This window comes from uncultured Oscillibacter sp., from assembly GCF_947654275.1.
Lineage (GTDB): Bacteria > Bacillota > Clostridia > Oscillospirales > Oscillospiraceae > Oscillibacter.
The window spans coordinates 1-24,297 of the sequence record NZ_CANTJS010000044.1; the positions used below are offsets into that span (position 1 = coordinate 1).

Genomic DNA, 24,297 nt, shown 5'->3' on the forward strand with positions numbered 1-24,297 from the left:
CTGTCTCCTGAATCCCTCGGATATTTGTACTATTCTTGAAAATTGATTTCCCTGAACAGACACGCCCGCCCCTTGACATCCGGGGCGGGCTGTGTTATGATCTGATGGTTTCTAAAAGAACAGTTTGAAATCAAACAAAGGGGGCGCGGCCATGCTCAGCGTCAATCAGCTGACCCGTTTTTCCCAGCGCTTTGGCCGGTACTATGCCCGGTGCTTCACCCCGCTGCTGGAGCGGACGGGGCTGACCATGCGGGAGATGCACGTCCTGCTCTTTCTGGCCAATCACCCGGGACAGGACACCGCCCGGGAGGTGGTGGAGTGCCGGGGGCTGGCCAAGTCCCAGGTCTCCCAGGCGGTGGAGGTGCTGGCGGGCCGGGGCGTGCTGGAACGCCGGGCCGACGGCGGGGACCGGCGTGTGGTGCATCTGGCCATTACCGAGGCGGGAGCGCCGCTGGCCCGGGAGGCACAGGAGATTCAGGCCGCCTGTGGCCGGGAACTGTTGTCGGGACTGACGGAGGAGGAGCAGGCCTGCTTCCGGAAGCTTTTGAGCAAGGTGCTGGAGCGGACGGAGACGGTATTATGACTTCCGAACAGAAAGGCCGGAAGTAATATGTGCCATGTTTTGCGGCGGCGAGCAAAACGGCTTAAATCATATCACCAGCCGCCGGGCCCGCCGCGGCAAGTATGGAGGAAGGAGCACAAACAACATGAATCGGAACTCTGTGGACCTGGGCAGCGGAAAGGTGGGAAAGCTGCTGTTTTCTCTGGCCCTGCCCACCATTACCTCCCAGGTGGTGAACATGCTGTATAACTTGGTGGACCGGGTCTACATCGGCCATATGCGGCCTGTGGACACCGTGGGGGCCCTGGCCCTCACCGGCGTGGGGGTCTGCCTGCCGGTGATTATGATTATCTCCGCCTTTGCGGCCCTGGTGGCCATGGGCGGCGCGCCCAGGGCCTCCATTGCAGAGGGCCGGGGGGACCTAGAGGCCTCCCAGCGCATCATGGGCAACAGCTTCACCCTTCTGGCGGGAATCTCCATTCTGCTGACGGCGGTGTTCCAGCTCTTCGCGGAACCCCTGCTGCTGACCTTCGGAGCCAGTGAAAACACCATCGGCTATGCCGTGGACTATATGCGCATTTACTCCCTGGGCACCCTCTTCGTTCAGATGACCCTGGGCATGAACGCCTATATCACCGCCCAGGGCTTTACCACCGTCAGCATGAAGACCGTGCTGATTGGCGCGGGTCTGAATACGGTGCTGGACCCCATTTTCATCTTCGGCCTGGGGATGGGGGTCCGGGGGGCGGCCCTGGCTACCATCCTCTCTCAGGCGGTGTCCGCCGCCTGGGTTCTGCGCTTCCTCACGGGGCCCGACAGCAAGTGGCGGCTCCGGCGGGAGAACCTCCGGCCTGTGCCCAGGGTGTTTCTGCCCAGCCTGGCCCTGGGGCTGTCTCCCTTCATCATGCAGTCCACGGAGAGTCTGATTGCCGTGTGCTTCAATTCCTCTCTGCTGAAATACGGCGGGGACGTGGCGGTGGGAGCCATGACGGTGCTCACAAGCATGATGCAGTTCGCCATGATGCCCCTCCAGGGCCTGACCCAGGGGGCTCAGCCTATTATCAGCTACAACTACGGCGCGCGGAACCCCCGGCGGGTGAAGGACGCCTTCAAGTGCCTGCTGAAGGCCTGCGTCACATACTCGGTCGTTCTCTGGCTGCTGGTGCAGGCCTTCCCCCGGGCCTTTGTCATGATTTTCAACAATGATTCCACCCTGGTGAATTACGCCGCCTGGGCCCTGCGAATCTACATGGGCACCACCTGCCTCTTCGGCATTCAGATTGCCTGCCAGCAGACCTTTATTGCCCTGGGCAACGCAAAAACCTCTCTGTTTCTGGCGGTGCTGCGGAAAATCATCCTGCTGATTCCCCTGATTTATATTCTGCCTAACTTCTTTGCCGACAAGGCCTTTGCCGTGTTTCTGGCGGAGCCGGTGGCGGACTTCCTGGCGGTGCTCACAACGGCCTCCATGTTCACGGTTCAGTTTAAGCGGAGCATGAGGGAGCTGGAGAAACACAGCCCCGGCGGCTGAGCCGCCCTGTTCCCGGCCGGTGACGCGGACCGGTCCTGACAGGGGAGCGCCTCGGCCCACCCGTTTCCTGCCCGGTTGCGCCAGGGCGGTTCGGAAGAGGCGGCGGACCTCCGGACAAACAGGCAGGCCGGCTTTTCAGCCGGCCTGTTTTGCTGTTTTCAGGACAGGGGGAGAGACGTCTGTGCTGTTCCGTCAGGCCCTGCCTCCGGCGAACATCCGTGACCCCGCCGGAAGAAAAGAAGCCCTAACGCCGGCGGCCTCCGCCGCCCCGGGAACCGCCGCTGCGGTGCATCCCGCCGGGACGTCCGCCTCCGCCGCGGCTGACGCCGCCGGAGCGCCGTCCCGCGCCGCCGCCGAAGGAGCTCCCGCCGGAGCGCCGTCCCGCGCCGCCGCCGAAGGAGCCCCCGCCGGAAAATCCGCCGGAGCGCCGCCCCGCGCCGCCGCCAAAGGAGCCTCCGCCGGAAAAACCGCCGGAGCGCCGCCCCGCGCCGCCGCCGAAGGAGCCTCCGCCGGAAAAGCCGCCGCCCACAGGAGGCCGGGGCGGACGGGGAGGGGGTGGAACCCGGGGCCGCCGGGGCCGTCCCCAGAAAACGGGATAGTAAATGGGCCGGGGCACGCCCACCACCGTGGGGCCCCAGCGCCGCCGGTAACGGCTGTAGCGCAGGCCGTCGGCAATGACCCAGATGACCAGCAGAATCACCAGCAGCACCACGATTTCCGCCGCCAGCACCTCCGGCAGGACGCCGCCGCCTCCGGTGGAGGCATAGCCGCCGGACAGGGCCTGATAGCTCTGGGCGGTGTCGGGCAGGTAGTGCTCCCGGACGGTGACGTGATAGACGTCTTCCAGGTAGTCCACCAGGGCGTCGAAGGTGGAGCGGACCGCCAGGTCGTAGCGCTGGACGATGAAGCCCTCTTCCATGTGCTCCCACAGGATGTCGTCCAGCCGGCGCTGCTGGCTGGGGCTGAAGCCGCCGCCCCAGGCGATGTAGTAATCGCCTTCCGGCGCTCCGTCGTGCTCATTCCGCAGAGCCAGCACCAGCAGGATGCCGTTGTCCCGCTGCCGGGAGCCCACCCCCAGGCGGACGAACAGGTCCTCGGCATAGCCGGCAATGTCCGTGCCGCCGGTGGTGTCCACCACGTCCACCGCGATCTGCGCCCCGGTCTGGGCGAAAAGGGACTCGTTCATGGCCTCCATATACCGGACGGTCTCCTGGGAAATCACGTTGTTCTCGTTGTGGACCAGGCAGGAGAACCGGCCGGAGACGGAGGTCCCGCCTTCCGGGGCCCTGGCCCGGCCCAGGCCGACGCCTGCCGCAATCGCCAGTACCATCACCAGCAGGGCCACGGCGCGGTTTTGAAAGATTTTTTTCATGGGCATCACAATCCTCTGGTATTCAAGAATAGAAGGGCTGCCGGAGGCGCGCTGTCAGTTCATGCTGGGGTCATCCGTCCGGCCCACAAGATAGTCGATGGATACGTTATAGTAGTCAGCCAAGGCAATCAATTTTTTAACGCCGGGCTCATGTTCTCCTGTCTCGTAGCATTGATAGCCGCGGATCGATATTCCCAACAGCTCCGCAAGCTCTCTCTGATAAAGCCGCCGGGAGGTCCGCAGTTCTTTTAGACGTTCTGAATAATTGGGCATAACTCACCCCGCTATCGGTTTATGTTGGGGTCATCCGTCCGGCCCACAAGATAGTCGATGGATACGTTGTAGTAGTCGGCAATGGCGATTAAAGTTGCAAGCTTTGGTTCGGTTTGATTTGTCTCATAACCCTGATAGCCCCGAAAGGAAAGCCCCAGCTGCTCAGCCATTTCCCTCTGGTAGATTCTGCGGCTTTCCCTCAAAGATTTTAAACGCTCCGCAAGTATTTGCATAGCACACCTCGCTATCGGTTTATGTTGGGGTCATCCGTCCGGCCCACAAGATAGTCGATGGATACGTTGTAGTAGTCGGCAATGGCGATTAAAGTTGCAAGCTTTGGTTCGCTTTCGTCAGATTCATAACACTGATAGCCACGGAGCGACAGACTAAGCAATTTCGCCATTTCCTTTTGGTAGATTCTACGGCTTTCCCTCAAAGATTTTAGACGCTCCGCAAATATTTGCATAGCACACCCCTTGACAATAAATATTATTACATGTTAAAATGAAATGAAATTACATATAGGAGGGATTCACATGACGGATTTCATGGAACTGCTGTATCACTACGCCCGGACCAACCGTTTCCCCGGCTGTCTGCCCCCTTGCGCCTATAAGGAAGTGACCCAGATAGAGGAACGCACCCTGTCCGCGCTCCGGGAGGGCCTTTCCGCGCCTCACGCAGCGGCCCTGGAGCGATACCAGGACGCCAGCGAGGAACGGCGGACCCTGGAGCTGGAAGCCATGTTTCTGGCGGCCTTTTCCGTGGCCCGGGAGTTGTGCCGGGCCTGAGCCCGGCTCTTTATTTGTGCAGCTCCATCAGCTTGGCCCGCAGCTCGCCTTCGATGCGGCCCAGCTCCGCTTCGGCGGCCTTGCGCTTCTGGGCCCCGTCTCTCTGGATGGCCAGCACCTCGTCCAGAGTGGAGATCAGCTGCTGATTGGTGTGCTGGAGGGTCTCGATGTCCACCACGCTGCGCTCCGCCTCCCGGGCGGTTTCGATGGTGCCCATTTTCAGCATGTCGGCGTTTTTCCGCAGCAGCTCGTTGGTCATCTCGGTGACGGCGCTCTGGGCGGCGGTGGCCTGACGGCTGTGCTCCAGACCCAGGGCCAGCACCATCTGACTCTTCCACAGGGGGATGGTGTTGACCAGAGAGGACTGGATTTTTTCTACCATCAGCGTGTCGTTGTTCTGAAGCAGCCGGGTCTGAGGGCCCATCTGAATGGAGATGATCCGTGTGAGCTCCAGGTCGTGGAGCTTCTTTTCAAAGCGCTCGCACATCTGGACCATGTCGTTATAGCGCTGGGCGTCCTCCTGGGCGCCGGTCTGCTCCGCCTTCAGACGCAGCTGCTCCAGCTCGCCGGAACGGACCTGGGCCAGCTTTTTTTTGCCGGCCAGGATGTACATGGTCAGCTCCTTGTAGTATTTCAGGTTCAGCTCATACATCTGGTCGAACATGGCCACGTCCTTCAGCAGCGTCACCTGATGCTGCTCCAGCTCCCGGACGATTTTGTCCACGTTGGTCTCCACTCTGGAGTACTGGGCTTTCATGGCCTCCAGCTTGTTTCCGGTTTTCTTGAACAGACCGAAGAGGCCCTTTTTCTCCTCCTCCTCGCCAAAGCCCTTCAGCTCTACCACCAGCTCGCTGAGGGACTTTCCGATTTCTCCCAGGTCCTTGGTCCGGACGGAGGACAGGGCGTTTTCGGAGAAGCCCGCCACGTTTTTCTGGGCCGCGGAGCCGTACTGGAGAATCATGTTGGAATCCATGATGTTGATTTTCTGGGCGAAGTCGTCCACGGCTTTTTTCTCTGCGTCGGAGAGCATGGAGTCGTCCAGCTCCACCGGCTTCACCTCCGGCTTTTTCAGCTCCGGAGCGGGAGCGGCGGGGGTGGGGGCGGCGGCCGCCGCTCCGGCGGGGTCCAGGGTCAGCTCGGGAATCATGTTGTCATCCATTTTTTGTGTCCTCCATCTTCATGTTCATTAGGAATTAGGCGTTAGTTAGGAATTAGAAATCAGGAATCAGGGGCCGGGCTCTGTCCCGGCCCGCTGTCCGGCTCCGGCGGAAGGTCCTCAAAACCACTCGCCGTCTTCATCGTCCGCTTCCCCGACGCCAAGCAGCCCGTGAACCACGGAGCAGGCCAGCCAGATGCAGCCGGTCAGCAGCGCCAGAGGCTCCCGGTCCCGCTTCGCCAGGTAGAAATAACCGCCGGAGAGCAGACCTTCCAGCAGGGAGATAAACAGGTACACCGGATTTCTCTTTTTCATACCGCGTCCTCCTTATGAGTTGTATTTCTGAATTGCCGGACCGCCCGGAGCAGCCACAGCGCCGCCAGGGCCAGCCAGCAGATGCCTGCGGCCACATGAAAGCCGCTTCCCGTCCCCAGGCCCTGTTCCAGATGGGGCCCGCTGATCAGCGCGTAGGCGAGGCCCAGCGCCAGAGGCTGCAGGTCCCGGGGGACCTCCCTCCGGCGCTCCCGGAGGGCCAGGCAGAGGGTCCCCGCTCCCAGGGCCAGCCAGCCCAGGCCCCACGCCGCCATATGAAAATCGTATTCGCGCCGCCGGTCCAGCCAGATGCAGACGCCCCCGGCTGCCAGGAACACCCCGGCGTAACCGAGGTTCCACAGGCTCTCCTTTATGTTTCTCCGCTTCATGGAACACTCCCCTCAGTCCGATCTGTACTATGGACATTTTTTTATACGGTCTGCTATCGCCACCGGGCCCGGAACACCTGCACCGCCGCGCAGGCCAGCCACGCCAGGCCCAGGATCACGTTGGAAAGCCGCTCCTCCGTGGCGCCCAGGCGGAAGAATACCCAGGCGGTGACCGTAAAGCAGAGGGCGCCAAGGAACGACAGCAGAGGGCCCCTCATGATGGCCGTTCCCCATGGGACGGTGCGGTCAGCCGCCGTCTCTCGCCCGCTTCCGGCGCCAGAAGTTCAGGGCCGAGAGCAGAGCGAACACCACCAGGATGGTCAGGCCCTTTTCCGGCATGCCGCCGGAGAGGTTCCCCCGGATCAGGCGGTTTGCCAGCAGGCACAGGGTCAGGAGCGCGGCAGCGGCACTGCCTGCGGCAAACTTGAAAGACTTGGTCCGGATTGTAAAAATACTTCCAATCCTTCATCAGTGCCTCCTCCTGTTCTCGCTTGCCTACAGCTCCAGCTTGATGTCCGTTCCGCCGGTCCGGTCCGCCTTCAGCTCCGGTTCTCCGGAGAGCCCCTCCCGGGCCATCATGGTCTCCAGCACCCGGATATCGGCGGAGATGTCCAGAGCGTCGGCACTGTAAAGGGAATCCAGCTGCTTGCCGAAGGCGATGACGATGGTCCGCATCATGGTCTCAATTTGAATCAGGCTTTTGCTGATGTTCTCGCCGGAGACCCCGGCATTGCTCATGCGGTCGTAGGCCTTCAGCAGCTTCAATGTGGCGGGCAGGTAGTAATCCATGAAGCGGCGGATCTGGGGGAGTTTCTCCGGGCTCTCTTTTACCGCCTGAAAAATTTTATCGCTGATCTGCTCCAGCCGCACGATGTCGGCGGAGATGCCTGGAGCGGCGATGTTGGCGTCCAGCCGCTTCATCTCGGCAATGGCCTGCCGGCCCTCCTGGAGCATTTTGTCCAGCTCCGTTTCAGCAGGGGCCGGAGACGCCTTTGCCTCAGGCTGTTTTTCCTCCTGCCCGCCCCCCAGGACCCCGCCGCCCCGGCAGAGGCCGTGGACGGCCAGGAACACCGCCGCCGACACGGCGGACAGGATTGCATAATGAGACGTCCGGTAAAGGGGCAGCAGCGCCCCGCTCAGCAGCCACAGCGCCGCCACCGCGTAAAAGGGCGCGGCGGGCTTTCTCTTCTGATCTGTCATGGAAGGACCTCCTTCATTGCAGGGAACCCGAGATTTTCAATATCATTATACCCCCGAAGGCCCGTTCCGGTCAAGGCAGGGGAGAAAATAAAGGAGGGGAGAAAGGGGCCCTTGTCCAAGATGCAGTGGAATTGAATGCTGATTCCATTGAAAAATGTGGATTTTTCCCTTGAAATAGGGGGGAGAGAGGCATATAATAAACAATCGGCTTTAAAATTCTTCATAGAATCTTTTCGGCGGACCGGCGTCCGTCCGAGTCGGAGGAGAAAACAGAGTATGCAGAATGAACACTTGAGAAACATCGCCATCATTGCCCACGTCGACCACGGCAAAACCACTCTGGTGGACGAAATGCTGAAACAGGGCGGCGTCTACCGTGAAAATCAAGAGGTTGTGGAGCGGGTCATGGACTCCGGAGACCTGGAGCGGGAGCGGGGCATCACCATTCTGGCGAAAAACACCGCCATTCAATACGGGGATACCAAAATCAACATCGTGGATACCCCGGGTCACGCCGATTTCGGCGGCGAGGTGGAGCGGGTGCTGAAAATGGTCAACGGCGTCATCCTGCTGGTGGACGCCGCCGAGGGCCCCATGCCTCAGACCCGGTTTGTCCTCAGCCGGGCCCTGGAGCTGGGCCACCGGGTCATTGTGGTGGTCAACAAAATCGACCGCCCCGACCAGCGGGTTTACGAGGTCATTGACGAGGTGCTGGAGCTCCTCATGGACCTGGACGCCACCAGCGAGCAGCTGGACTCCCCCATGCTCTTCTGCTCCGGGCGGAACGGCACCGCCTCCACCTCTCCCACCGTGGCGGGGACGGACCTCAAGCCCCTCTTCGACACCATCCTGGAGTATATTCCCGCGCCTGAGGCCAATGTGGACGAGCCCTTTCAGATGCTGGTCAGCTCCATTGACTACAACGAATTTGTGGGCCGCATCGCCATCGGCCGCATTGAGCGGGGCGCTCTGAAGCAGAACCAGGAGATTGCCGTGTGCAACTACCACGACCCCGAGGCCGTCCTCCGCAAGGCCAAGGCCACGGCCATCTATGAGTTTGACGGCCTGGGCCGGAAGCCGGTGACGGAGGCCTTCGCCGGGAACATCATCGCCATGAGCGGCATCCCCGACATCACCATCGGAGACACCATCTGCGTCCCCGACACGGTGGAGGCCCTGCCCTTTGTGAAGATTTCCGCGCCTACTCTGGAAATGACCTTTTCCGTCAACGATTCCCCCTTTGCCGGCCGGGAGGGCAAATTCGTCACCTCCCGCCAGATCCGGGAACGGCTCTTCCGGGAGACCCTGCGGGACGTGTCCCTCCGGGTGACGGAGACTGACAAGGAGACCGCCTTCAACGTGGCGGGCCGGGGCGAGATGTCCCTCTCCATCCTGATCGAGACCATGCGCCGGGAGGGCTATGAGTTCCAGGTGTCTCCCGCCCGGGTGCTGTATAAGGAAATCGACGGAAAGAAGTGCGAGCCCATCGAGCGGCTGGTGGTGGATGTGCCCGGGGACTGTGTGGGCCCGGTGATTGAGAAGCTGGGCCAGCGGAAGGCGGACATGGTGGAGATGACCCCTGTGGGCAGCCGGATGAAGGTGGAATTCCTGATTCCCGCCCGGGGCCTCTTCGGCTACCGGAACGACTTCCTCACCGACACCAAGGGCGAGGGTATCATGGCCTCCGTCTTCGACAGCTACGCCCCCTATAAGGGCGACATCTCCCGCCGGGGGAACGGGTCCCTGATCTCCTTTGAAACCGGCGAGTCCATTACCTACGGACTGTATAACGCTCAGGAGCGGGGAACCCTGTTTATCGGCGCAGGCGTGCCGGTGTACGGCGGCATGGTCATCGGCGTCAGCCCCCGGAGCGAGGACATGACCGTCAACGTGTGCAAGAAAAAGCAGCTGACCAACACCCGGGCCAGCGGGTCCGACGATGCGCTGCGCCTGGTGCCCCCCCGGCAGATGAGTCTGGAGCAGTGCCTGGAGTTCCTGGCGGACGACGAGCTGCTGGAGGTCACCCCCAAGAGCCTGCGGATGCGCAAGAGCATTCTGGACCACGAGAAGCGGATGAAGGCCCTGCACGGGAAGAAATAAAGAAACAAAAAAGGCAAAAAAGGCAAAAAAGCCCTGTAACGGAGGTTACAGGGCTTTTTTATGGCTCCTGACGGAGCTTTATGTCCGGGGCCTGGGATAGGGCGTCGGGTCGTCGGTCAGGCCCACCAGGTAATCAATGGATACCTTGTAGAACTGGGCGATTCTCAAAAGAATACTGACCTTGGGCTCGTGTGTGGCCAGCTCATAGTTCTGATATGCCTTTTCCGTAATATCGCAGTAAATCGCAACCTTGATTTGGGTCAGACCCGCATCTTCCCGGCATTTTCGCAGCCGCTTTGCCAAAATTTCTTTCATATTGAACACCCACAATCGTTATGGACAAAAGCAGGGCATCTTTGGTGGCTCCTGACGGAGCTTTATGTCCGGGGCCTGGGATAGGGCGTCGGGTCGTCGGTCAGGCCCACCAGGTAATCAATGGACACCCCATAGAACTGGGCGATTCTCATGATAATACCTAATTTCGGCTCACGGTTGCCCAGCTCATAGTTCTGGTATGCCCGTTCGGTAATATCGCAGTAAATCGCGACTTTAATTTGCGGAAGCCCGGCTTCCTTCCGGCACTGCTTCAGCCGTTCCTGTAAAATACTCATAAAATCTCCAATAATAGTGATTGACAAATTCAGTATATGGAATTACAATCAATACAATACCAACAGAAATTCATGAATATCTGTGCATAAGGAGTGAAAAAGATGGTTTCCAACATGCCTTCGGAAGAGTGGGCGCAGGAAGTCGAGGTGGCTCGTGAGGTTGCAAGGAATTTTTATGCCAACGCCATCGGCAAATTGGCAGTGGATTACATAAGACGATTGGAGCCCGACGCGCTCTGTGAGCTGGCGGAGTCCGAAGCGGTGAAAATGATCTCCAGAATCAAGGAGATTCTGGATGAGGACGACGCCGCGGACCCGGAGTGCTTCCAGCGGATTGATTCCATCGTGAGCGAATTCGAGTGGATGGGCATCTATACGCTGCGGCATCAATAGCGAAAAGCGAAAGAAGAGGCGGGCCCGTCGCTCCGCCTCTTTTTCCGGCGTGGAGCATCGCGATTTTCAGCGGTATTTTTCCGAATAGCTCTTGACCTTCCGGGAAAAATCCTTTAAAATAAGGGTTTGTGTACAGCCCTCGCTGTACCATTACCATCATAAGACGGAAAGGCGAGACGACGTTATGAACCATCCCTATAAAACCCGGGAGGGCGGCGCGACAGTGACAGTCTTCGTTCCTTACGACTGTAAGAATCACTGCCCCTTTTGCATCAATAAAGGAGAATACGCGGACCTGACCGGCTTCTCCGCCGAAAAGATCTGCGCCAGCATCCGCCGGATGGACGCCATTACGCCCTACTGCGACTTTGTGTTTACTGGCGGAGAGCCCTTCGCGGACCTGAGCATTCTTCAGATGATGCTGGACGAGATTCCCTCCACCCACAAGGTCTATATCAATACCACGCTGCCGGTGTCGGAGTTCCAGACGGAAGAGGATATTCTGGCCTTTACGGAGAAGAACCGGGACAAGATTACCTGCATCAACGTTTCCCGGCACATGCAGAAGTACGTGGTGGAGTCCAACGACGCGCTGCTGGCCCGGCTTCCTGTGCCCTTCCGGGTGAACTGCGTGCTGTATAAGGATTATCCCGCCAAGGACCTGGTTCCCTATCTGGACCGCTTCAGGAAGGTCCCCGGCGCGTCCATTCAGTTCCGCTTCGACTACACCGCCACCACGCCGGAAAACCTCTATGAGGAGGAGAACGACAAGATTCTCCGGGACCTGAAGAAGATTGCCCGTTATACCGGACTGGACGGCTGCCGGATGCGCTGCGGCTTCCACTTTGATTATCAGGGCATGGAACTGACCTATCACAAGACCCTGCCCTATTCCACCATTGTGGAGACGGACCCGGCGGACCGGGTGACCTATGACATTCTGTATGACATCCTGATTAAGCAGAACGGGGATATTCACGGCGACTGGGACGGCACGCCCCTGGATGTGGAGGCCTATGAAAAGGTGGTCTTCGAGCCCTATGATCTGAAATGGCTGCTGCGGATTGCGTAATTGCGTAACAGAAATGAAAAACGGACGGCCTGGCCGTCCGTTTTTTCACGCCCCCAGCCGCTCCAGCAGCGCCGCCGGGTCCACGGCTTTTCCGCAGGGGTATTCTGTGCGCTCATCCTTCCAGATGGAAACGGGATGGGCCGTGGCCTGAGCGGCGGCAAGAAATTCCTCAAAGGTTACCTCGGGCTTCACCTGGCAGGCCAGGGCGTACAGCCCCGCCACCCAGGGGACCGCCCAGCTCATGCCGCCCTCGGGAAAATAGGCGTATTCCTCCGGCCCCGCCGGGGAGGCCGCGGTCCGCCGGTCCATGGGGACCAGCAGCAGGGAGCCGTCCGCGCCCCGGTACTCTCCGCTGTATAGCTGCTCTTCCCAGAAGGCTCCGGGGCGGCAGTCCTCCAGGCGGCCGGGATCCCCATAGGGCGTCCGGCCCATGCCCATCCAGGGTTCCAGCAGCGGGTCTTGGCTGTTGACGCAGACCACGGCGATGCCCGCCGCCCTGGCCCGGGCGATGGCGGCCTCCATCGCCTCCGCTCCCCGGTCCTCCGGCATCCAGCCCACAGACATGGAAATCACCCGGATTTTTTCCTCCTCCGGCAGGGTCTCGTTCAGCGCAATGAAGCGGTCTACGTCCCCGGCATAATAGCTCAGGTCCCGGACGAAGTTTTTCCCCTCGCCGGTCCCCACATCGTCGGCAATGAAGTACAGCAGGGCTTCCGGGGCCGCGCCCACCGTCTCCCCCAGGGCGATGGAGGCCACGGCGGGGCCGTGGACGGAGGCGCCGTCCTGTGCGGCGCTGTGGTACTCCTGATAGAACCGGAGCCGGTCCCCATACTCCTGGTGCTCCGTCAAAAGGGTCTGGTCGATGATGGCGATGCCCACGCCCCTGCCGGTGATGCCCTGCTCATGGAGGGCCCGGAGGCCCAGGCCGGGGTCCTTCCCCAGCTCTATAAGCCGTTCCGGGTCGAAGTCCTCCGGCAGGGCGGCGGGCCATTGGGTCTGGGTATCAAATTCGGCGGCGAGGAGCTCCGTTTCCCGGTCCGACAGGTCCATGCTCATCAGGTCCGCCCCCCGGAGGTCGCTGAAGCCGTGGTCTGCCTCCGGGTCCGCCTGCCAGAAAGAGACCGCCGCCGGGGGCCGGCGGGAGATCGTGCCCGCCGTCAGGGCTTCTTTCCGGGACGGGGCGCAGGCGGTCAGAAGAACCGGGGCCAGAAATGCCGCCAGACAGCGGGTAAGGGTCTGCTTGTTCATGGAAACATCTCCTTTCGTGATGTCCCCAGTATAGCGGGCGTTTCTTACGAACGGCTCGACAAAATTCTTAAGATTTTCTTACAATTTTCCTCCGGCCTTTTTCCGGCTGAACGGACCGGAAGAGAGGGTCGTGAGGGTCAAAAAGCTGAGACGGGCCTCCGCCGGCGGGGGTCGATCCGCCGGTCCTCACGGAGGCGGACCGGAGCAGAAACAGCGGACGGCCTTGCCGTCCGCTGTTTCTGCTTATTTCAGGAAAATGCGCTTCCCGCCCCGGTATTCCCGGACGGTTCCGATGCGCTGTGCGCTGGGGACGGCGGCCCGCAGCGCCTCAAGCAGACCGTCCGCGTCCGCCGGGTCCACCGCCATGAGAAGCCCGCCGGAGGTCTGGGGGTCATAGAGCAGGTCCTGCTGCCAGAGCTCCGCGGCTCCCGGGTCCACGGAGTCCTCGGCAAAGCTCCGGTTGCGGTACATGCCTTCGGGCAGAATGCCCATCCGGGCCAGCTCCCCCGCCTCGGGAAGGAAGTCCACGGCGGCCACGTCGATCTCCAGCTCCACGCCGCTGCCCTGGGCCATCTCCAGCCCGTGGCCCAACAGGCCGAAGCCCGTCACATCGGTGCAGGCATGGACCCGGTGGTTCACCATCACATCCCGGGCCCCTTTATTCAGGGTGGTCATAAGGCCATAGACCCGGGCCATGGCCGGCTGCGGGGCCATGCCGGCTCTGGCGGCAGTGGTCAGGACCCCGATGCCCAGGGGCTTGGTCAGCAGCAGCACGTCGCCGGGCCGGGCCCCGGAGTTGGTGAGCATCCTGTCGGGATGGACAAAGCCGGTGACCGCCAGGCCGTATTTGGGCTCGTCGTCCAGAATGCTGTGGCCCCCGGTGATGAGGGCCCCGGCCTCATAGACCTTGTCGTAGCCCCCCCGGAGGAGGTCGTGGACCGCCTCCGGGGGCATGTCCCTGGGGACGGCCATGATGTTCAGGCACAGCTTCGGTTCGCCGCCCATGGCGTAGACGTCGCTGAGGGCGTTGGCGGCGGCAATCTGGCCGAAGAGATAGGGGTCGTCTGCGATGGGCGGGAAGAAGTCCACCGTCTGGACCAGGGCCAGGTCCTCGGAAATTTTGTAGACCGAGGCGTCGTCGCTCTTGTCGAAGCCCACCAGCAGGTTGGGGTCCTGACGGACCCGGATGCCCTCCAGCAGCCGGGCCAGCGTCCCGGCCCCCACCTTGGCCCCGCAGCCGGCGCACTTGGCCAGCTTGGTCAGCTTGACTTCGTTTTCAGGCATGGTGTTTCCGCTCCTTCCATAGCTCCAGATAGGCCGCCCGGACGTCCTCCTCCCGGACGGGCCGGTCCGGGCGGTGGTAATAGAGGGCCCGCCAAAGAAGCCCGTACAGGTTCCGCCGGGCGAATGCGTCCATGCCGCCCCAGCCCAGTTCCTCCTTCAGGGCCTCCGCCATGGCCCGCATCTGATGAAAGCTGCGGTTTTTCTTCTCCGCGTCCTCCGTCCACTCCGGCAGACCGTACAGGGACCTCAGAAGCGCCGCGTCCGCCGAGACCGCCGTGGTGCTGCTGGAGTCCTCCACGGAAATCTCCAGAAACGCCAGGGGGTGCTGGGGCAGGAGGACATCCGAGAGAAAGGGGCTATCTCCCCGCTCATTCAGCCGGAAGGAGGGAAGGCCCAGAGCCTCCGCCTCCGCGCGCCCGCAGGGAAGAGCGGAAAAAATCCCCCAGATGAACTGCATATCGCGCAGCTCCACATCGTGGAGAAGCTGCCGGTTTGTGAGGAACAGCCGCCTTTCCGCCCATTTTTCACAGCCCTCCCAGCCCTCATAGTCATAGCACTCCAGGTCCGTCATCAGCCAATTGCAGTCCCAGGACTCCGCCCCCAGCAGGGAAAAGACTTCCCGGAGAGTGCTGCGGCCCTCTATCCAGATTCCCGCCATACGTGTTCCTCCCTGTTTCCGCACCCCGCTGAGGCGCAAATCAGCCTCTGCACACGGCGCAAAGGCGGCGGCCTGTGTGCCGGGACAGGCGGCGGCCCCTATTTCAGCGCTCCGCTGAGGCACAGAAGAGCTTCCAGCACCCCGCCGCCTATCGCCAGGGCCTTGTCGCTGGCGCAGTAACAGTGCCGGAGCTCACAGCGGGGGTCGACGTCCCCGGCCTTCATGCCCTTATGGACCGGGGTGCCCTCCGCCAGAATGCCCCGGAGCACCCCGTCCAGGGTGCAGACCATGGGCTGTCCGTCCACCTGGGCGGCGATGTCCCCCTGCTTCACCTGGGCCCCGATATCCAGGAGCTGGTGAAAGACCCCGTCCGCCGGGGCCCGCAGGACCCGCTCCCCGGCAAAGCCGCCGATGAGGCCGGGGATGCCGGTGTTGGGCTGGGCGCTTCCCTCGTAGAGGGCCCGGCCCAGGTAATGGCCCCGCATGGTCTCCACCACGGCGTGGCAGTCCGCCCCCGCCGTGAAGCCGGGACCCACGCCGATGACCACCGGCGCGTCGGTGATTCGGGTGCCCAGATTTTTCTTGGCGAGAATGGCGTCCACCAGGGCGTCGGGCCTCAGAACCGGGACGCAGGCCCCCTCCGGGTCCGCCAGTACGGGAATGATTCCGGCCTCCAGCAGCGCCGGGACTCCGGCGGGAGATTGGGCCAGCCGGGCGGTTACGCCTTCCACCGCAGCCTCCCCGTGGACAATGGCCTGGGAAAAGGCCACGGTCCGCCGGATGGCGGTGGGCCGGGGCAGGTCCGTCATAGCCACCCGGAGCCCCGCCCGGTGAAGGCGGAGGGCAATGCCGGTGGCCAGGTCTCCGGCCCCTCGAATCAGGACGAGCATATCGTATAGACTCCTTTCCGCAGAGACCCCGCCAGAACCGGCCAGGGCAGCAGCTCCGCCAGACGGCGGGCGGCGGCCAGGGCGGCGGCGTCCTCTGCCTGGTTCACAAGGACCCGGACGGGGGGCCAGGCCGTGGACGCCTCGGTTTGCAGGGCCTCCGCCACTGCCTCCGGCGTCACCGGGTCCCCGGGCTCCAGGTCCGTTAGAAACCAGAATTTCTCCGGACGGTGGACCGCCTCCCGGACCGGCCTGCCGAAGCCGGAGGCCCCCGCCACCGTGATGATCTGATTGGCCTCCCTGGGGACAACCGGCTCATGGGCAGCGTGGGCCTTGAAGGGCCGGCCTGCCGCGCCGTCGGCCTCCGCCAGCACATAGTCCGCCAGGGCTGCCAGACGGCTCATAGGAAGGGACGGGGCCGTCAGCTTCCCCGTTCCGGGGACCGAAGTCCCGGCGCAGACCGGACGGCGGGACGACAGTGCACGCTTCAGCGCCTGTTCGCCGGGGTCTTCCAGATTTTCAAGGCCGGGGAAGGGGTAAATTTTCGTGGTGGCGCAGAGCAGAACGGTGTGTCCCGCCGCCGCCAGCTCCTCCCCCAGGACCCGGAGGAGGGTGGTCTTGCCCCCGCCGCCGGTGACGGCGGTGACGCCGGGGCGAATCTCCAGCAGCTCCGCCAGCTTCATGGGCTCCCCCGCTCCTTTCGTTGTTCTTTTTATAGAATAGCACCTGGGCGGAGGTCCGTCAAGGGCCGGTTTAAAAGGGGGTGTATGTTTACGCATTTTATTGGGTGCAGGATGCGGGCCTCTGTGCCCGTCCGGTCTTGCAATGATGCCGGGCTTCCGGGAGACGGGCCGGGACAGAGCCCGGCCCTTACATAAAATCTATGAATCAGATGTATGTTGTAAAGGGTGAGTTTAACCACCCCGGAATACAAAAGGCAGCGGCTCGTTTGCGGCAGAATGGCGGTTGCGGGAAGGCGGCGGAAGTGTTGAGGGTATCCTGCCCTGTCTATGGGCCTGATAAGGACAAAGCTGATGGGCAGGCCGGAGCGTTCCGGATACCTGGGGCGCTCCCTTTTTCTTTTAGTGCCGCTGACGCTGCGTGGACAATTAGGCGCTCGTATCCCTTGCAAAATGCAGGCTTCTGAGCATCCGACGGCAAGGGCGCCATACAAGGTCATATGCCGGAGGCGGCTTGAAAATCGGATGCAGCGGTTTCCGGTTTCTCAGGGGCCTGGGGGGCGGCCAGCCGCCGGCAAGCACAGGCCGGTATATACCGAGCCGTTGCATGCTGCTACTGCCAGTGTTCAAAAACAAGGGTTGAATGTTGCCCCTATTGGTGCTATACTTTGCTCGTAACAGGCTGCCAAATCGGAAATTCGGTAGGAGGAGAACCCCAAAATGTTGGAATTGCGTGACTTTCCGCTCACCTGCAAAGAAGGCGTATACAGCGTTGCTGATTTTAGTCAGGATATCGAGGGGGACGCCGCTGTCTCCTTTGACTATGACGCACAGTATCAAATACTTGATTATGATATTCCTGTTGGGCAAGAATGGCGTAAGATGACGTTGTACAGCGTGCCGGAGGGAGAACTTGTTCGGACGCTGCGTGCCTTCTATGGCAAAGGCGGAATGCTTCAGAAGATTACGGCTATGCTTAAGGGCCGCGAAACGCTTTTGTACATCCGCTATGAAAACGAGGAAGATGCTAAGGAGAGAATTCGGAGATTTGCTATCCGAAATGCAAATGCCATAATTGAGCAGATCCAACAATGTACAGATGTTGTGGCAAGGCTTTTTATCGACTACTACTGTGACGGTGATAACATGGATTACCATGCAGTGATCGGCACCGCAGATCAGATGGAGACAGTAAGACGGAAATACCGCGACGAAGATGCCTGCGATAACTCCGGCGACTACCCGTCTGAATATATCGAAGGTGACAACAGGATGCTGATCACAATGGTACGCTGTGCCCAGGGCCATCCGTCAGAAAACTTCCAGTATGCGGTAGTAATCATGTCGAAGCATATTGAGAAACACGCTTTGGCAGCATTGCGCAAGACGGAGGATTTCAAATTTATCTGCGAAGAATATGATTAAGAAATGAGTGCGAATGGCAGGGCAAGCTGTCCGGCAAAAAATTTTTCTTGACAAGTCCGGTGCGATTCGCTAAAATATCGAATCAAGCAAATGCGATGAAGGGGAGAAAGACAGGACATCCTCGCTCAGAGAGCCGGTGATTGCTGCGAACCGGCGTGAGGGTCCCTGTGGATAACTGGCCCCCGAGCAGTCCGTCCGAACAGGTGGAAGTAGGGCGGGACGGCTGGCCCCGTTACAGGCCGTGGCCTTGTTGGAGGCTGTGAGGGCGAATGGGCGACCATTCGCTGAACCAGGGTGGTACCGCGTAGAGGAGAAATTCTGCGCCCCTGACTTGAAAAAGTCGGGGGCTTTTTTTCGTCCCCGCAGGTGAAAGGAGGGCGCTATGCCGGAAAACCGAGTTACAGATCAGCCCTATGGGACCTACAGCGTCTATTCCGTCCTGAAAACGGGGCTGTGGGTCACCTGCCCCCGCTGCGGCGGGATGGGTCTGGTCACCCGCGGAGACGGACCGTACCGCTTCCGGTGCACCCGCTGCGGCCACGTCCGGACAAAGGAATTAAGCGGATACCGCTTCCGGGTACAGAATCAGTGCCCGTCCTGCGGCCGGTACTATAACATCACCATTCAGGACCGGCGGCAGCAGACCTTTCCCGTGCTCCGGGTCACCTGTCCTTACTGCGGCTTCGCGGCGCCGGGGCGGGTGGAGCAGACGGGGAAGCAGGTGTGGTACGGCGAGGGCGGAGATCTCCGGCAGGGCCAGGACCCCGTGTTCGGGTTTGACCTGTGGTTTCTGACCAGCTTCGGCGGCAGGCCGGTCTGGGCGCTGAACCGGGAACACCTGGCCTATCTCATCGGATACCTCAGCGCCGGCCTGCGGGAAAAGCCGACCGGGCGCTTTGGACTGCGCACCGAGGCGGATACCCTGCCGGGATTTATGAAAACGGCCAAAAACCGTGACCGGCTGGTCAGGCGGCTGAAAGAGCTGCAAAAAAAGTGATGCTGATATTTGCTAGAATTGAAGGAGGACACCCATATGAAACCCGGATTTGAAAAATACATTCCCTTCCAGCCCCAGCCCATCCGGGGCCGTACCTGGCCCGACCGGACCATTACAAAGGCCCCCGTCTGGTGCTCCGTGGACCTGCGGGACGGCAATCAGGCCCTGATTGACCCCATGAATCTGGCGGAAAAGCTGGAGTATTTCCATACCCTGGTGGACATCGGCGTGAAGGAGATTGAAATTGGCTTTCCCTCCGCCAGCGAGACGGAATATGAAATCTGCCGGGAGCTTATCGAGGGGGGCCATATTCCCGACGACGTCACCATTCAGGTTCTGGTCCAGGCCCGGGAGCACCTGATTAAAAAGACCTTTGAGGCCATTCAGGGCGCCAAAAATGTCATTCTCCATTTCTATAATTCCACCTCCACACTTCAAAGGAAGGTGGTCTTCCAGATGGACACCGACGGCATCACCCAGATTGCCACCGACGCCGCCGATCTGATCTATGAGATGTCTCAGCCTCTGATTGAATCCGGTATGAATCTCCGGTTTGAATACTCTCCGGAATCGTTTATGGGAACGGAAATGGACTACGCCGTGGAAATCTGCCAGGCGGTTCTGGACCATCTCCACGCCTCGCCGGAGCGGAAGGTGATTCTGAACCTGCCCACCACCGTGGAGAACTGCATGCCAAACCAGTTTGCCGACATGCTGGAGTACTTCATCCGCCGTCTTCCCGGCCGGGACAGGGCCATTATCTCCCTCCATCCCCACAACGACCGGGGCTGCGGCGTGGCCACCACCGAGCTGGGCCTGCTGGCCGGAGCCGACCGGGTGGAGGCCACCCTCTTCGGCAACGGCGAGCGCACCGGCAATGTGGATATGGTCACCCTGGCCATGAACATGTACACCCAGGGGGTGGACCCGAAGCTGAACTTCTCGGATATCAACAAAATCAAGGAGATGTTTGAGCGCTGTACCAAGATGCCCGTAGGTGACCGCCAGCCCTATGTGGGCAAGCTGGTGTTCACCGCCTTCTCCGGCAGCCACCAGGACGCCATCAACAAGGGCGTGCAGTATATGAAGAGCTCCGGCACGGAGTACTGGGAAATTCCCTATCTCCCCATCGACCCCGCCGACGTGGGCCGGGAGTACGAGCCCATTATCCGCATCAACTCCCAGTCCGGCAAGGGCGGCGCCGCCTATATCATGGAGCACAATTTCGGCTTCGACCTGCCCAAGTCCATGCAGCCGGAGTTCGGGCACATCGTCCAGACGGAGACCGACCAGGTGGGCACGGAGATCGCCCCGGAGCGGATCAGCGAGCTGTTCCACCAGGAGTATATCGACGTCAAACAGCCCTATCAGCTCATCAAGCACGCCTTCAGGGAGACGGTGGACGCGGAGGGCCACTCCCATGTGGCCTTCCAGGGGACGCTGCGGCACACGGATACGGTCTTTGAGGTCTCCGGCGAGGGCAACGGCCCCATCGACGCCTTCTTCAACGCCATTCAGGGGGAGAAGATTTCCCGCTTCACCTTCCTGGACTACGCCTCCCACGCCATTACCGACGGCTCCGACTCCCAGGGCGTGGCCTATATCCTCCTCCAGGACCAGCGGACCGGGAAACAGTACTGGGGCGTGGGCCTCAGCCACAACATCAACCTGGCCCCCCTCCGGGCCATCCTGTCCGCCATCAACCGGGCCAAGCGGGCCTGAGCCAGACTGTCGAAAAGACTTTTTCGACAGTCTGAGACGGGAGTTCCTGAAAAGGTCACGTCCTGTTTCCCGGTTCCGTCGGCAGGCCGGACAATAGAGGATGCGGTTTGTGTTTCACAATCAGATGTGATATCATGCCCTCAGCAGAAACCGAAAATCGGGATCACTGCGTTTCGGGCAAAGATTATTCCGGTTTATATTCCCCAATAGGAGGCGATGATGATGTGGTTCGTCACCAATCCGGAAGAACTCGTGAGCTACCAGTATAAGGGCTCTCTCAAAAAGGCCAAGGGGGAGCTGGCCGAACGCTTCCGCTCTCTGCTCCGGGATGACTCGGCGCCCCCCGCTCTGCGAAGCACCAGGCCCATTCTCCCGGACAGCCGGTGGTTCACCGGCATCAGCTCCGCACCCCTCTCCAGCCTGGCGGCCCATGGGGTGGATATCAGCCAGTCTGACCGCGTCGTGGGCTGGGTCGTCCCGGTGAAGTTTGCCCGTGAGTTAAAGGCCGAGGTTCTATCCCTGGGCCTGTTCCAGCACGCCGCCGATGACGCCAGCGACTACATCGCGGAGGAACTGCCCTACACCTACCTCTACAGCTTCCTGGTTGAGAAGGGCCATGTTCTTTCCATTGACCCCGCCGGTTTTTCCCCGATGAAATACTTCCCCCAGCGTCCTGCCCAGGTTTTTGTCTGGCACGCAGATGGGAGCCGCACCTCCTGGGATATTGAGACCAAGGATCGGGACAGCTATCCGGAGGTCATTGCGGACCTGCTGGGAAAGGCTCAGGCAGGTGATACCGTCAGGCTGCTGCTCCGTTGCCAGGGGGCTACGATCATGCAGTGCGACTTCCGGGAGGGTGATTGGGACCTCTACTTCGATGCCCGCACCTCCCAGAGCGGCTATGTTTACCGGTATCTGCCGGAGGACAGCCAAGAGGGAAACTGGGAGGAACTGCACAGCATCCTGCTGGACTTTCTGCGGCGTTACAAGAAGAAAAAAGGGACCAAGTGGAAGTATGTCCGCAAGGCGCTGGCCTCAGATAACATGCGGTTTCTGAATGGGATGATCTGCCACAACTAGGAGCCTGTCCCGCCGTCCCACAGACTGCCGCCTTCCTCTCCGGTCCGTCCGCCGGACCCGCTGGGGGACAATGGATTCAGAGGTTTTCAAGGTTTTCGGTCAGATTTCATAAACTGTTCACCACTTTTCCAGCGGTCTCCTGTATATTATAGATATACCAACCACTCCCGTCGGGCGGATTTCCGCCGCTTAGAAAAGAGGCAGCACAGTGAATATTGCGTATTTTCTGCACCCCAAACAGTCTGTCGCCTATCTGTATGAGGACAGCACCCTGCGTCAGGGTCTGGAGAAGATGCGGCACCACGGCTACAGCGCCGTCCCGGTTGTCACCCGCCAGGGCCGCTATGTGGGAACCGTCAGCGAAGGAGACTTCCTGTGGCGGCTCCTGCCGGAGAAGGGCGCGCCCTGTCCCTGCTCCATCAAGGACCTGGAACGCCTGCGCATTCGGGACATCCTGAAAAAAGACAGCTATCCGCCCGTGGCCATCACGGTCTCCATCGAGGAGCTGGTCACCAGCGCCATGAACCAGAATTTCATCCCTGTGGTGGACGATCTGAACAATTTCATCGGCATCGTCACCCGGCGGGACATCATCTGCCGCCTGGCCGAGGAGACCGGGGAGGGCAGTCCGTCCCTTCAGAAGAAAATCGTATAGAGAGGAATCCGTGTCCCCGAAGCCGCCCCCCAAGGGCGGCTTTTTTGTGCGCTGCCGGTTTTTGCGGTCCGTCAGCTTTTTGTGCGCCGCCGAATATTTTACGCACGGCCTGACTTTTGCGGTCCGCCGGAAAAAGCGTCCCAAAAGGGCGGGGATTTGCAGGAAGGAATTGATAAACTTTCACAAAATTCCGAAAGAATGCAGGCCGTGGGGCGTCAACCTGCAAAAATATTTGAATTTCTGCAAACAGCCCTTGAAAAATGAAGGAATTAGAGGTATGATATGCGTATGCTTGCAGGATAATCGTGCAAACTATAGAATTTGAATAAGGAAATGAGGAATGAACAGATGAAGAAGTTTTTCTCTCTGCTGCTGGCCGTTCTGCTGGTAGCTTCCCTGGCGGCCTGCGGCGGCGGCAGCGGTTCTGAGGGCGGCTCCAACGCTCCCGCGGACAGCGGAACCAGCGCCCCCGCCGACACCGGCTCCGGCTCCAAGGCCGAGGCCGTGGACACCAACACCGTGGCTGTGGGCGCGGTGGTCATCGCCCGGGATGACGTGTCCGAGGACGACGTCTACAAATTCGTCTCCACCATCTTCGAGAACACCGACGCCATCACCGAGCAGCACGCCAAGGGCGGCGAGCTGGACCTGACCTTTGCCTCCTCCGTTACCTCCGTGCCTTATCATCCCGGCGCGGCCAAGTACTTCCAGGAGAAGGGCATTGAAGTGGCCGCCGTCAAGGAGGGCGCGGGGGCCGGCGAGTCCAAGGCCCTGACCTTCACCACCGGCGGCGAGACCGGCACCTATTACGCCTTCGGCGGCGTGCTGGCCAGCTATGTGTCCAACAACGGCGGCGTCAACGTCACCGCTGTGGTGGGCAACGGCTCCCAGTCCAACGTGGAGGACCTGACCGCCGGCGACGTGCAGCTGGGCTTTGTCCAGTCGGACGTCATGAGCTACGCCTATAACGGCGAGCGCCTTTTTGACAGCCCCGTGACCAACTTCTCCGTGGTGGCCGCCCTGTACATGGAGCAGGTGCAGATTGCCACCACCAACCCCGACATCAAATCCGTGGCGGACCTGGAGGGCAAAATCGTCTCCATCGGCGCCTCCGGCTCCGGCGTGTACTTCAACGCCATTGACGTTCTGGGCGCCTACGGCCTCACCGAGGAGGACATCCAGCCCGTGTTCCAGAGCTTTGGCGACAGCGCCGACAACCTGAAGGACGGCAAGATCGACGCGGCCTTCATCGTGGCCGGCGCCCCCACCCCCGCCATCAGCGATCTGGCCCTGTCCAAGCCCACCTATCTGGTCGGCCTGGATGAGGAGCACACCAATTCCCTGCTGGAGAGCTCCCCCTTCTACAGCGCCTACACCATCCCCGCCGGGACCTATTGATCGATAGCAGCCTTCATTATTGCTGCCGGCGGGCCGCCGGGGGCGGCGGCCCCTGCACACCTCTGTAGGGGCCGGCCCCCTGGCCGGCCCGTTTGCCGGGAGTTTTGATGCTTGCTATCAGAACCTGTATTCATAGCCGGGGGATGCCGCATGGGCAAGGATTTTTCCTGTTAGACTAGGAGCTTTTCTGCCGCAATCCTGACGGATTGCAAGGAAAATCGACGCGGTATGGCGGGAAAAAGACCGTTCGGACAGCGCTCAGCGGTTGTGAATACAGGACCCAGGCCGGTTTTGGCAGGGGCCGCGTCAAGCGGCCCTTGCCGCATTGAAAGGGCGGTGCGCAGAAAACTGAGAGTGTTCCATTGGGAGATTTTATGCGGGGGTTTGTTCCGTTTCGCCTGCGGCTTCCGAAAAACAGGGCCCCCTGCGCCTCACCCTCCTGATAAGCTGCGGGAATGGACACTCCAGGAAAAGACCGCCCCTTCAATACGGCAAGGGCGT

General features: G+C 60.9%; 28 protein-coding genes and 1 other annotated feature. Of the genes, 12 read left to right on the top strand and 16 right to left on the bottom strand.

Going from position 1 to position 24,297, the window contains the following annotated elements; translation table 11 throughout:
- The first annotated feature begins 151 nt into the window (after positions 1-151).
- On the top strand, positions 152-583 hold the full coding sequence (locus tag Q0063_RS11170) for a MarR family winged helix-turn-helix transcriptional regulator (RefSeq protein ID WP_297872056.1): 432 nt from the start codon (positions 152-154) through the stop codon (positions 581-583).
- Between the two features lie 124 nt (positions 584-707).
- Positions 708-2,093 (top strand): MATE family efflux transporter, encoded by a 1,386-nt coding sequence (locus Q0063_RS11175; protein WP_297872057.1) that lies wholly within the window; start codon positions 708-710, stop codon positions 2,091-2,093.
- A gap of 244 nt (positions 2,094-2,337) precedes the next feature.
- On the opposite strand, the gene Q0063_RS11180 is transcribed toward Q0063_RS11175, so the two are convergent.
- The 4 genes from Q0063_RS11180 to Q0063_RS11195 are packed head-to-tail and all read right to left on the bottom strand — an operon-like array spanning position 2,338 to position 4,204.
- Entirely contained in the window at positions 2,338-3,465 is a 1,128-nt protein-coding gene (locus tag Q0063_RS11180; protein ID WP_297872058.1) for a YgcG family protein, read from the bottom strand.
- A 54-nt stretch (positions 3,466-3,519) separates the two neighbouring features.
- Positions 3,520-3,738, bottom strand: a complete 219-nt coding sequence (locus tag Q0063_RS11185; RefSeq protein ID WP_297872059.1) for a helix-turn-helix domain-containing protein — start codon at positions 3,736-3,738, stop codon at positions 3,520-3,522.
- A gap of 11 nt (positions 3,739-3,749) precedes the next feature.
- On the bottom strand, positions 3,750-3,971 hold the full coding sequence (locus Q0063_RS11190; RefSeq protein WP_297872060.1) for a helix-turn-helix domain-containing protein: 222 nt from the start codon (positions 3,969-3,971) through the stop codon (positions 3,750-3,752).
- A gap of 11 nt (positions 3,972-3,982) precedes the next feature.
- Positions 3,983-4,204 carry a helix-turn-helix domain-containing protein gene (locus Q0063_RS11195; RefSeq protein WP_297872061.1) on the bottom strand — a complete coding sequence of 74 codons (222 nt, stop codon included), beginning with the start codon at positions 4,202-4,204 and terminating at the stop codon, positions 3,983-3,985.
- A 70-nt stretch (positions 4,205-4,274) separates the two neighbouring features.
- On the opposite strand from Q0063_RS11195, the gene Q0063_RS11200 reads away from it, so the two are divergent.
- Positions 4,275-4,529 (top strand): hypothetical protein, encoded by a 255-nt coding sequence (locus Q0063_RS11200; protein ID WP_297872062.1) that lies wholly within the window; start codon positions 4,275-4,277, stop codon positions 4,527-4,529.
- Between the two features lie 10 nt (positions 4,530-4,539).
- Here the strand turns inward: Q0063_RS11200 and Q0063_RS11205 are convergent, their stop codons facing one another.
- The 5 genes from Q0063_RS11205 to Q0063_RS11225 all read right to left on the bottom strand — a co-directional run bounded on the left by Q0063_RS11205 (position 4,540) and on the right by Q0063_RS11225 (position 7,586).
- Positions 4,540-5,688, bottom strand: coding sequence for a toxic anion resistance protein (locus Q0063_RS11205; protein ID WP_297872063.1), 1,149 nt, complete (start codon positions 5,686-5,688; stop codon positions 4,540-4,542).
- 117 nt (positions 5,689-5,805) lie between these two features.
- Positions 5,806-6,000 carry a hypothetical protein gene (locus Q0063_RS11210; RefSeq protein ID WP_297872064.1) on the bottom strand — a complete coding sequence of 65 codons (195 nt, stop codon included), beginning with the start codon at positions 5,998-6,000 and terminating at the stop codon, positions 5,806-5,808.
- Positions 5,997-6,386, bottom strand: a complete 390-nt coding sequence (locus tag Q0063_RS11215) for a hypothetical protein (protein WP_297872065.1) — start codon at positions 6,384-6,386, stop codon at positions 5,997-5,999. The genes Q0063_RS11210 and Q0063_RS11215 overlap by 4 nt, the downstream gene beginning before the upstream one ends.
- Before the next feature lie 53 nt (positions 6,387-6,439).
- Entirely contained in the window at positions 6,440-6,604 is a 165-nt protein-coding gene (locus Q0063_RS11220; RefSeq protein WP_297872066.1) for a hypothetical protein, read from the bottom strand.
- A gap of 277 nt (positions 6,605-6,881) precedes the next feature.
- A complete protein-coding gene (locus Q0063_RS11225) occupies positions 6,882-7,586 on the bottom strand; it encodes a 5-bromo-4-chloroindolyl phosphate hydrolysis family protein (RefSeq protein ID WP_297872067.1) in 705 nt (234 codons plus the stop codon).
- 276 nt (positions 7,587-7,862) lie between these two features.
- Between Q0063_RS11225 and typA the strand changes: the two genes are divergently transcribed.
- Positions 7,863-9,686: a translational GTPase TypA gene (gene typA / locus Q0063_RS11230; protein WP_297872068.1), complete on the top strand. Its 1,824-nt coding sequence runs from the start codon at positions 7,863-7,865 to the stop codon at positions 9,684-9,686.
- A 78-nt stretch (positions 9,687-9,764) separates the two neighbouring features.
- Here the strand turns inward: typA and Q0063_RS11235 are convergent, their stop codons facing one another.
- Together Q0063_RS11235 and Q0063_RS11240 are read right to left on the bottom strand one after the other, a co-directional pair.
- Positions 9,765-10,001, bottom strand: a complete 237-nt coding sequence (locus Q0063_RS11235) for a helix-turn-helix domain-containing protein (RefSeq protein WP_297872069.1) — start codon at positions 9,999-10,001, stop codon at positions 9,765-9,767.
- A 62-nt stretch (positions 10,002-10,063) separates the two neighbouring features.
- Positions 10,064-10,297, bottom strand: coding sequence for a helix-turn-helix domain-containing protein (locus tag Q0063_RS11240; RefSeq protein ID WP_297872070.1), 234 nt, complete (start codon positions 10,295-10,297; stop codon positions 10,064-10,066).
- Positions 10,298-10,399: 102 nt separating this feature from the next.
- Here Q0063_RS11240 and Q0063_RS11245 point away from each other — a divergent pair, with 102 nt between their 5' ends.
- On the top strand, positions 10,400-10,690 hold the full coding sequence (locus Q0063_RS11245) for a hypothetical protein (protein ID WP_297872071.1): 291 nt from the start codon (positions 10,400-10,402) through the stop codon (positions 10,688-10,690).
- A gap of 184 nt (positions 10,691-10,874) precedes the next feature.
- On the top strand, positions 10,875-11,762 hold the full coding sequence (locus Q0063_RS11250) for a 4Fe-4S cluster-binding domain-containing protein (RefSeq protein ID WP_297872072.1): 888 nt from the start codon (positions 10,875-10,877) through the stop codon (positions 11,760-11,762).
- Positions 11,763-11,807: 45 nt separating this feature from the next.
- Here the strand turns inward: Q0063_RS11250 and Q0063_RS11255 are convergent, their stop codons facing one another.
- The 5 genes from Q0063_RS11255 to yqeC form a co-directional block, all read right to left on the bottom strand.
- Positions 11,808-13,010, bottom strand: a complete 1,203-nt coding sequence (locus tag Q0063_RS11255) for a S8/S53 family peptidase (protein WP_297872073.1) — start codon at positions 13,008-13,010, stop codon at positions 11,808-11,810.
- A 243-nt stretch (positions 13,011-13,253) separates the two neighbouring features.
- Positions 13,254-14,294, bottom strand: a complete 1,041-nt coding sequence (gene selD / locus Q0063_RS11260) for a selenide, water dikinase SelD (protein WP_297872074.1) — start codon at positions 14,292-14,294, stop codon at positions 13,254-13,256.
- Positions 14,287-14,952 (bottom strand): hypothetical protein, encoded by a 666-nt coding sequence (locus Q0063_RS11265; RefSeq protein WP_297872075.1) that lies wholly within the window; start codon positions 14,950-14,952, stop codon positions 14,287-14,289. The genes selD and Q0063_RS11265 overlap by 8 nt, the downstream gene beginning before the upstream one ends.
- Positions 14,953-15,050: 98 nt before the next feature.
- Entirely contained in the window at positions 15,051-15,842 is a 792-nt protein-coding gene (gene yqeB, locus Q0063_RS11270) for a selenium-dependent molybdenum cofactor biosynthesis protein YqeB (protein WP_297872076.1), read from the bottom strand.
- Positions 15,830-16,522, bottom strand: a complete 693-nt coding sequence (gene yqeC, locus Q0063_RS11275; protein WP_297872077.1) for a selenium cofactor biosynthesis protein YqeC — start codon at positions 16,520-16,522, stop codon at positions 15,830-15,832. Before yqeC ends, yqeB begins: the two co-directional genes overlap by 13 nt.
- 717 nt (positions 16,523-17,239) lie before the next feature.
- Here yqeC and Q0063_RS11280 point away from each other — a divergent pair.
- The 6 genes from Q0063_RS11280 to Q0063_RS11305 all read left to right on the top strand — a co-directional run bounded on the left by Q0063_RS11280 (position 17,240) and on the right by Q0063_RS11305 (position 23,796).
- A complete protein-coding gene (locus Q0063_RS11280) occupies positions 17,240-17,944 on the top strand; it encodes a hypothetical protein (RefSeq protein ID WP_297872078.1) in 705 nt (234 codons plus the stop codon).
- A gap of 86 nt (positions 17,945-18,030) precedes the next feature.
- Positions 18,031-18,275: a binding site (T-box leader), on the top strand.
- A gap of 51 nt (positions 18,276-18,326) precedes the next feature.
- Positions 18,327-18,941 carry a hypothetical protein gene (locus Q0063_RS11285; RefSeq protein ID WP_297872079.1) on the top strand — a complete coding sequence of 205 codons (615 nt, stop codon included), beginning with the start codon at positions 18,327-18,329 and terminating at the stop codon, positions 18,939-18,941.
- 36 nt (positions 18,942-18,977) lie between these two features.
- A complete protein-coding gene (leuA, locus tag Q0063_RS11290) occupies positions 18,978-20,663 on the top strand; it encodes a 2-isopropylmalate synthase (protein WP_297872080.1) in 1,686 nt (561 codons plus the stop codon).
- 216 nt (positions 20,664-20,879) lie between these two features.
- The gene (locus tag Q0063_RS11295; protein ID WP_297872081.1) at positions 20,880-21,743 is read left to right on the top strand and encodes a hypothetical protein; all 864 of its coding nucleotides are present in this window, start codon (positions 20,880-20,882) and stop codon (positions 21,741-21,743) included.
- A gap of 208 nt (positions 21,744-21,951) precedes the next feature.
- Positions 21,952-22,398, top strand: coding sequence for a CBS domain-containing protein (locus Q0063_RS11300; protein WP_297872082.1), 447 nt, complete (start codon positions 21,952-21,954; stop codon positions 22,396-22,398).
- A gap of 348 nt (positions 22,399-22,746) precedes the next feature.
- The gene (locus Q0063_RS11305) at positions 22,747-23,796 is read left to right on the top strand and encodes a TAXI family TRAP transporter solute-binding subunit (RefSeq protein WP_297872083.1); all 1,050 of its coding nucleotides are present in this window, start codon (positions 22,747-22,749) and stop codon (positions 23,794-23,796) included.
- Positions 23,797-24,297: the final 501 nt, after the last annotated feature.

Excerpts from the sequence above, each read along its gene's own strand:
- Q0063_RS11200 (WP_297872062.1), top strand. The coding sequence starts at position 4,275 with ATGACGGATTTCATGGAACTGCTGTATCACTACGCCCGGACCAACCGT.
- Q0063_RS11225 (WP_297872067.1), bottom strand. The coding sequence starts at position 7,586 with ATGACAGATCAGAAGAGAAAGCCCGCCGCGCCCTTTTACGCGGTGGCG.
- Q0063_RS11190 (WP_297872060.1), bottom strand. The coding sequence starts at position 3,971 with ATGCAAATACTTGCGGAGCGTTTAAAATCTTTGAGGGAAAGCCGCAGA.
- Q0063_RS11185 (WP_297872059.1), bottom strand. The coding sequence starts at position 3,738 with ATGCCCAATTATTCAGAACGTCTAAAAGAACTGCGGACCTCCCGGCGG.
- Q0063_RS11240 (WP_297872070.1), bottom strand. The coding sequence starts at position 10,297 with ATGAGTATTTTACAGGAACGGCTGAAGCAGTGCCGGAAGGAAGCCGGG.
- Q0063_RS11305 (WP_297872083.1), top strand. The coding sequence starts at position 22,747 with ATGAAGAAGTTTTTCTCTCTGCTGCTGGCCGTTCTGCTGGTAGCTTCC.
- Q0063_RS11295 (WP_297872081.1), top strand. The coding sequence starts at position 20,880 with ATGATGATGTGGTTCGTCACCAATCCGGAAGAACTCGTGAGCTACCAG.
- yqeC (WP_297872077.1), bottom strand. The coding sequence starts at position 16,522 with ATGAAGCTGGCGGAGCTGCTGGAGATTCGCCCCGGCGTCACCGCCGTC.
- Q0063_RS11215 (WP_297872065.1), bottom strand. The coding sequence starts at position 6,386 with ATGAAGCGGAGAAACATAAAGGAGAGCCTGTGGAACCTCGGTTACGCC.
- Q0063_RS11210 (WP_297872064.1), bottom strand. The coding sequence starts at position 6,000 with ATGAAAAAGAGAAATCCGGTGTACCTGTTTATCTCCCTGCTGGAAGGT.
- Q0063_RS11285 (WP_297872079.1), top strand. The coding sequence starts at position 18,327 with ATGCCGGAAAACCGAGTTACAGATCAGCCCTATGGGACCTACAGCGTC.
- Q0063_RS11205 (WP_297872063.1), bottom strand. The coding sequence starts at position 5,688 with ATGGATGACAACATGATTCCCGAGCTGACCCTGGACCCCGCCGGAGCG.
- Q0063_RS11280 (WP_297872078.1), top strand. The coding sequence starts at position 17,240 with ATGTTGGAATTGCGTGACTTTCCGCTCACCTGCAAAGAAGGCGTATAC.
- typA (WP_297872068.1), top strand. The coding sequence starts at position 7,863 with ATGCAGAATGAACACTTGAGAAACATCGCCATCATTGCCCACGTCGAC.
- Q0063_RS11265 (WP_297872075.1), bottom strand. The coding sequence starts at position 14,952 with ATGGCGGGAATCTGGATAGAGGGCCGCAGCACTCTCCGGGAAGTCTTT.
- Q0063_RS11175 (WP_297872057.1), top strand. The coding sequence starts at position 708 with ATGAATCGGAACTCTGTGGACCTGGGCAGCGGAAAGGTGGGAAAGCTG.
- leuA (WP_297872080.1), top strand. The coding sequence starts at position 18,978 with ATGAAACCCGGATTTGAAAAATACATTCCCTTCCAGCCCCAGCCCATC.
- Q0063_RS11245 (WP_297872071.1), top strand. The coding sequence starts at position 10,400 with ATGGTTTCCAACATGCCTTCGGAAGAGTGGGCGCAGGAAGTCGAGGTG.
- Q0063_RS11235 (WP_297872069.1), bottom strand. The coding sequence starts at position 10,001 with ATGAAAGAAATTTTGGCAAAGCGGCTGCGAAAATGCCGGGAAGATGCG.
- Q0063_RS11220 (WP_297872066.1), bottom strand. The coding sequence starts at position 6,604 with ATGAGGGGCCCTCTGCTGTCGTTCCTTGGCGCCCTCTGCTTTACGGTC.
- yqeB (WP_297872076.1), bottom strand. The coding sequence starts at position 15,842 with ATGCTCGTCCTGATTCGAGGGGCCGGAGACCTGGCCACCGGCATTGCC.
- Q0063_RS11170 (WP_297872056.1), top strand. The coding sequence starts at position 152 with ATGCTCAGCGTCAATCAGCTGACCCGTTTTTCCCAGCGCTTTGGCCGG.
- Q0063_RS11195 (WP_297872061.1), bottom strand. The coding sequence starts at position 4,204 with ATGCAAATATTTGCGGAGCGTCTAAAATCTTTGAGGGAAAGCCGTAGA.
- Q0063_RS11255 (WP_297872073.1), bottom strand. The coding sequence starts at position 13,010 with ATGAACAAGCAGACCCTTACCCGCTGTCTGGCGGCATTTCTGGCCCCG.
- Q0063_RS11250 (WP_297872072.1), top strand. The coding sequence starts at position 10,875 with ATGAACCATCCCTATAAAACCCGGGAGGGCGGCGCGACAGTGACAGTC.
- selD (WP_297872074.1), bottom strand. The coding sequence starts at position 14,294 with ATGCCTGAAAACGAAGTCAAGCTGACCAAGCTGGCCAAGTGCGCCGGC.
- Q0063_RS11180 (WP_297872058.1), bottom strand. The coding sequence starts at position 3,465 with ATGAAAAAAATCTTTCAAAACCGCGCCGTGGCCCTGCTGGTGATGGTA.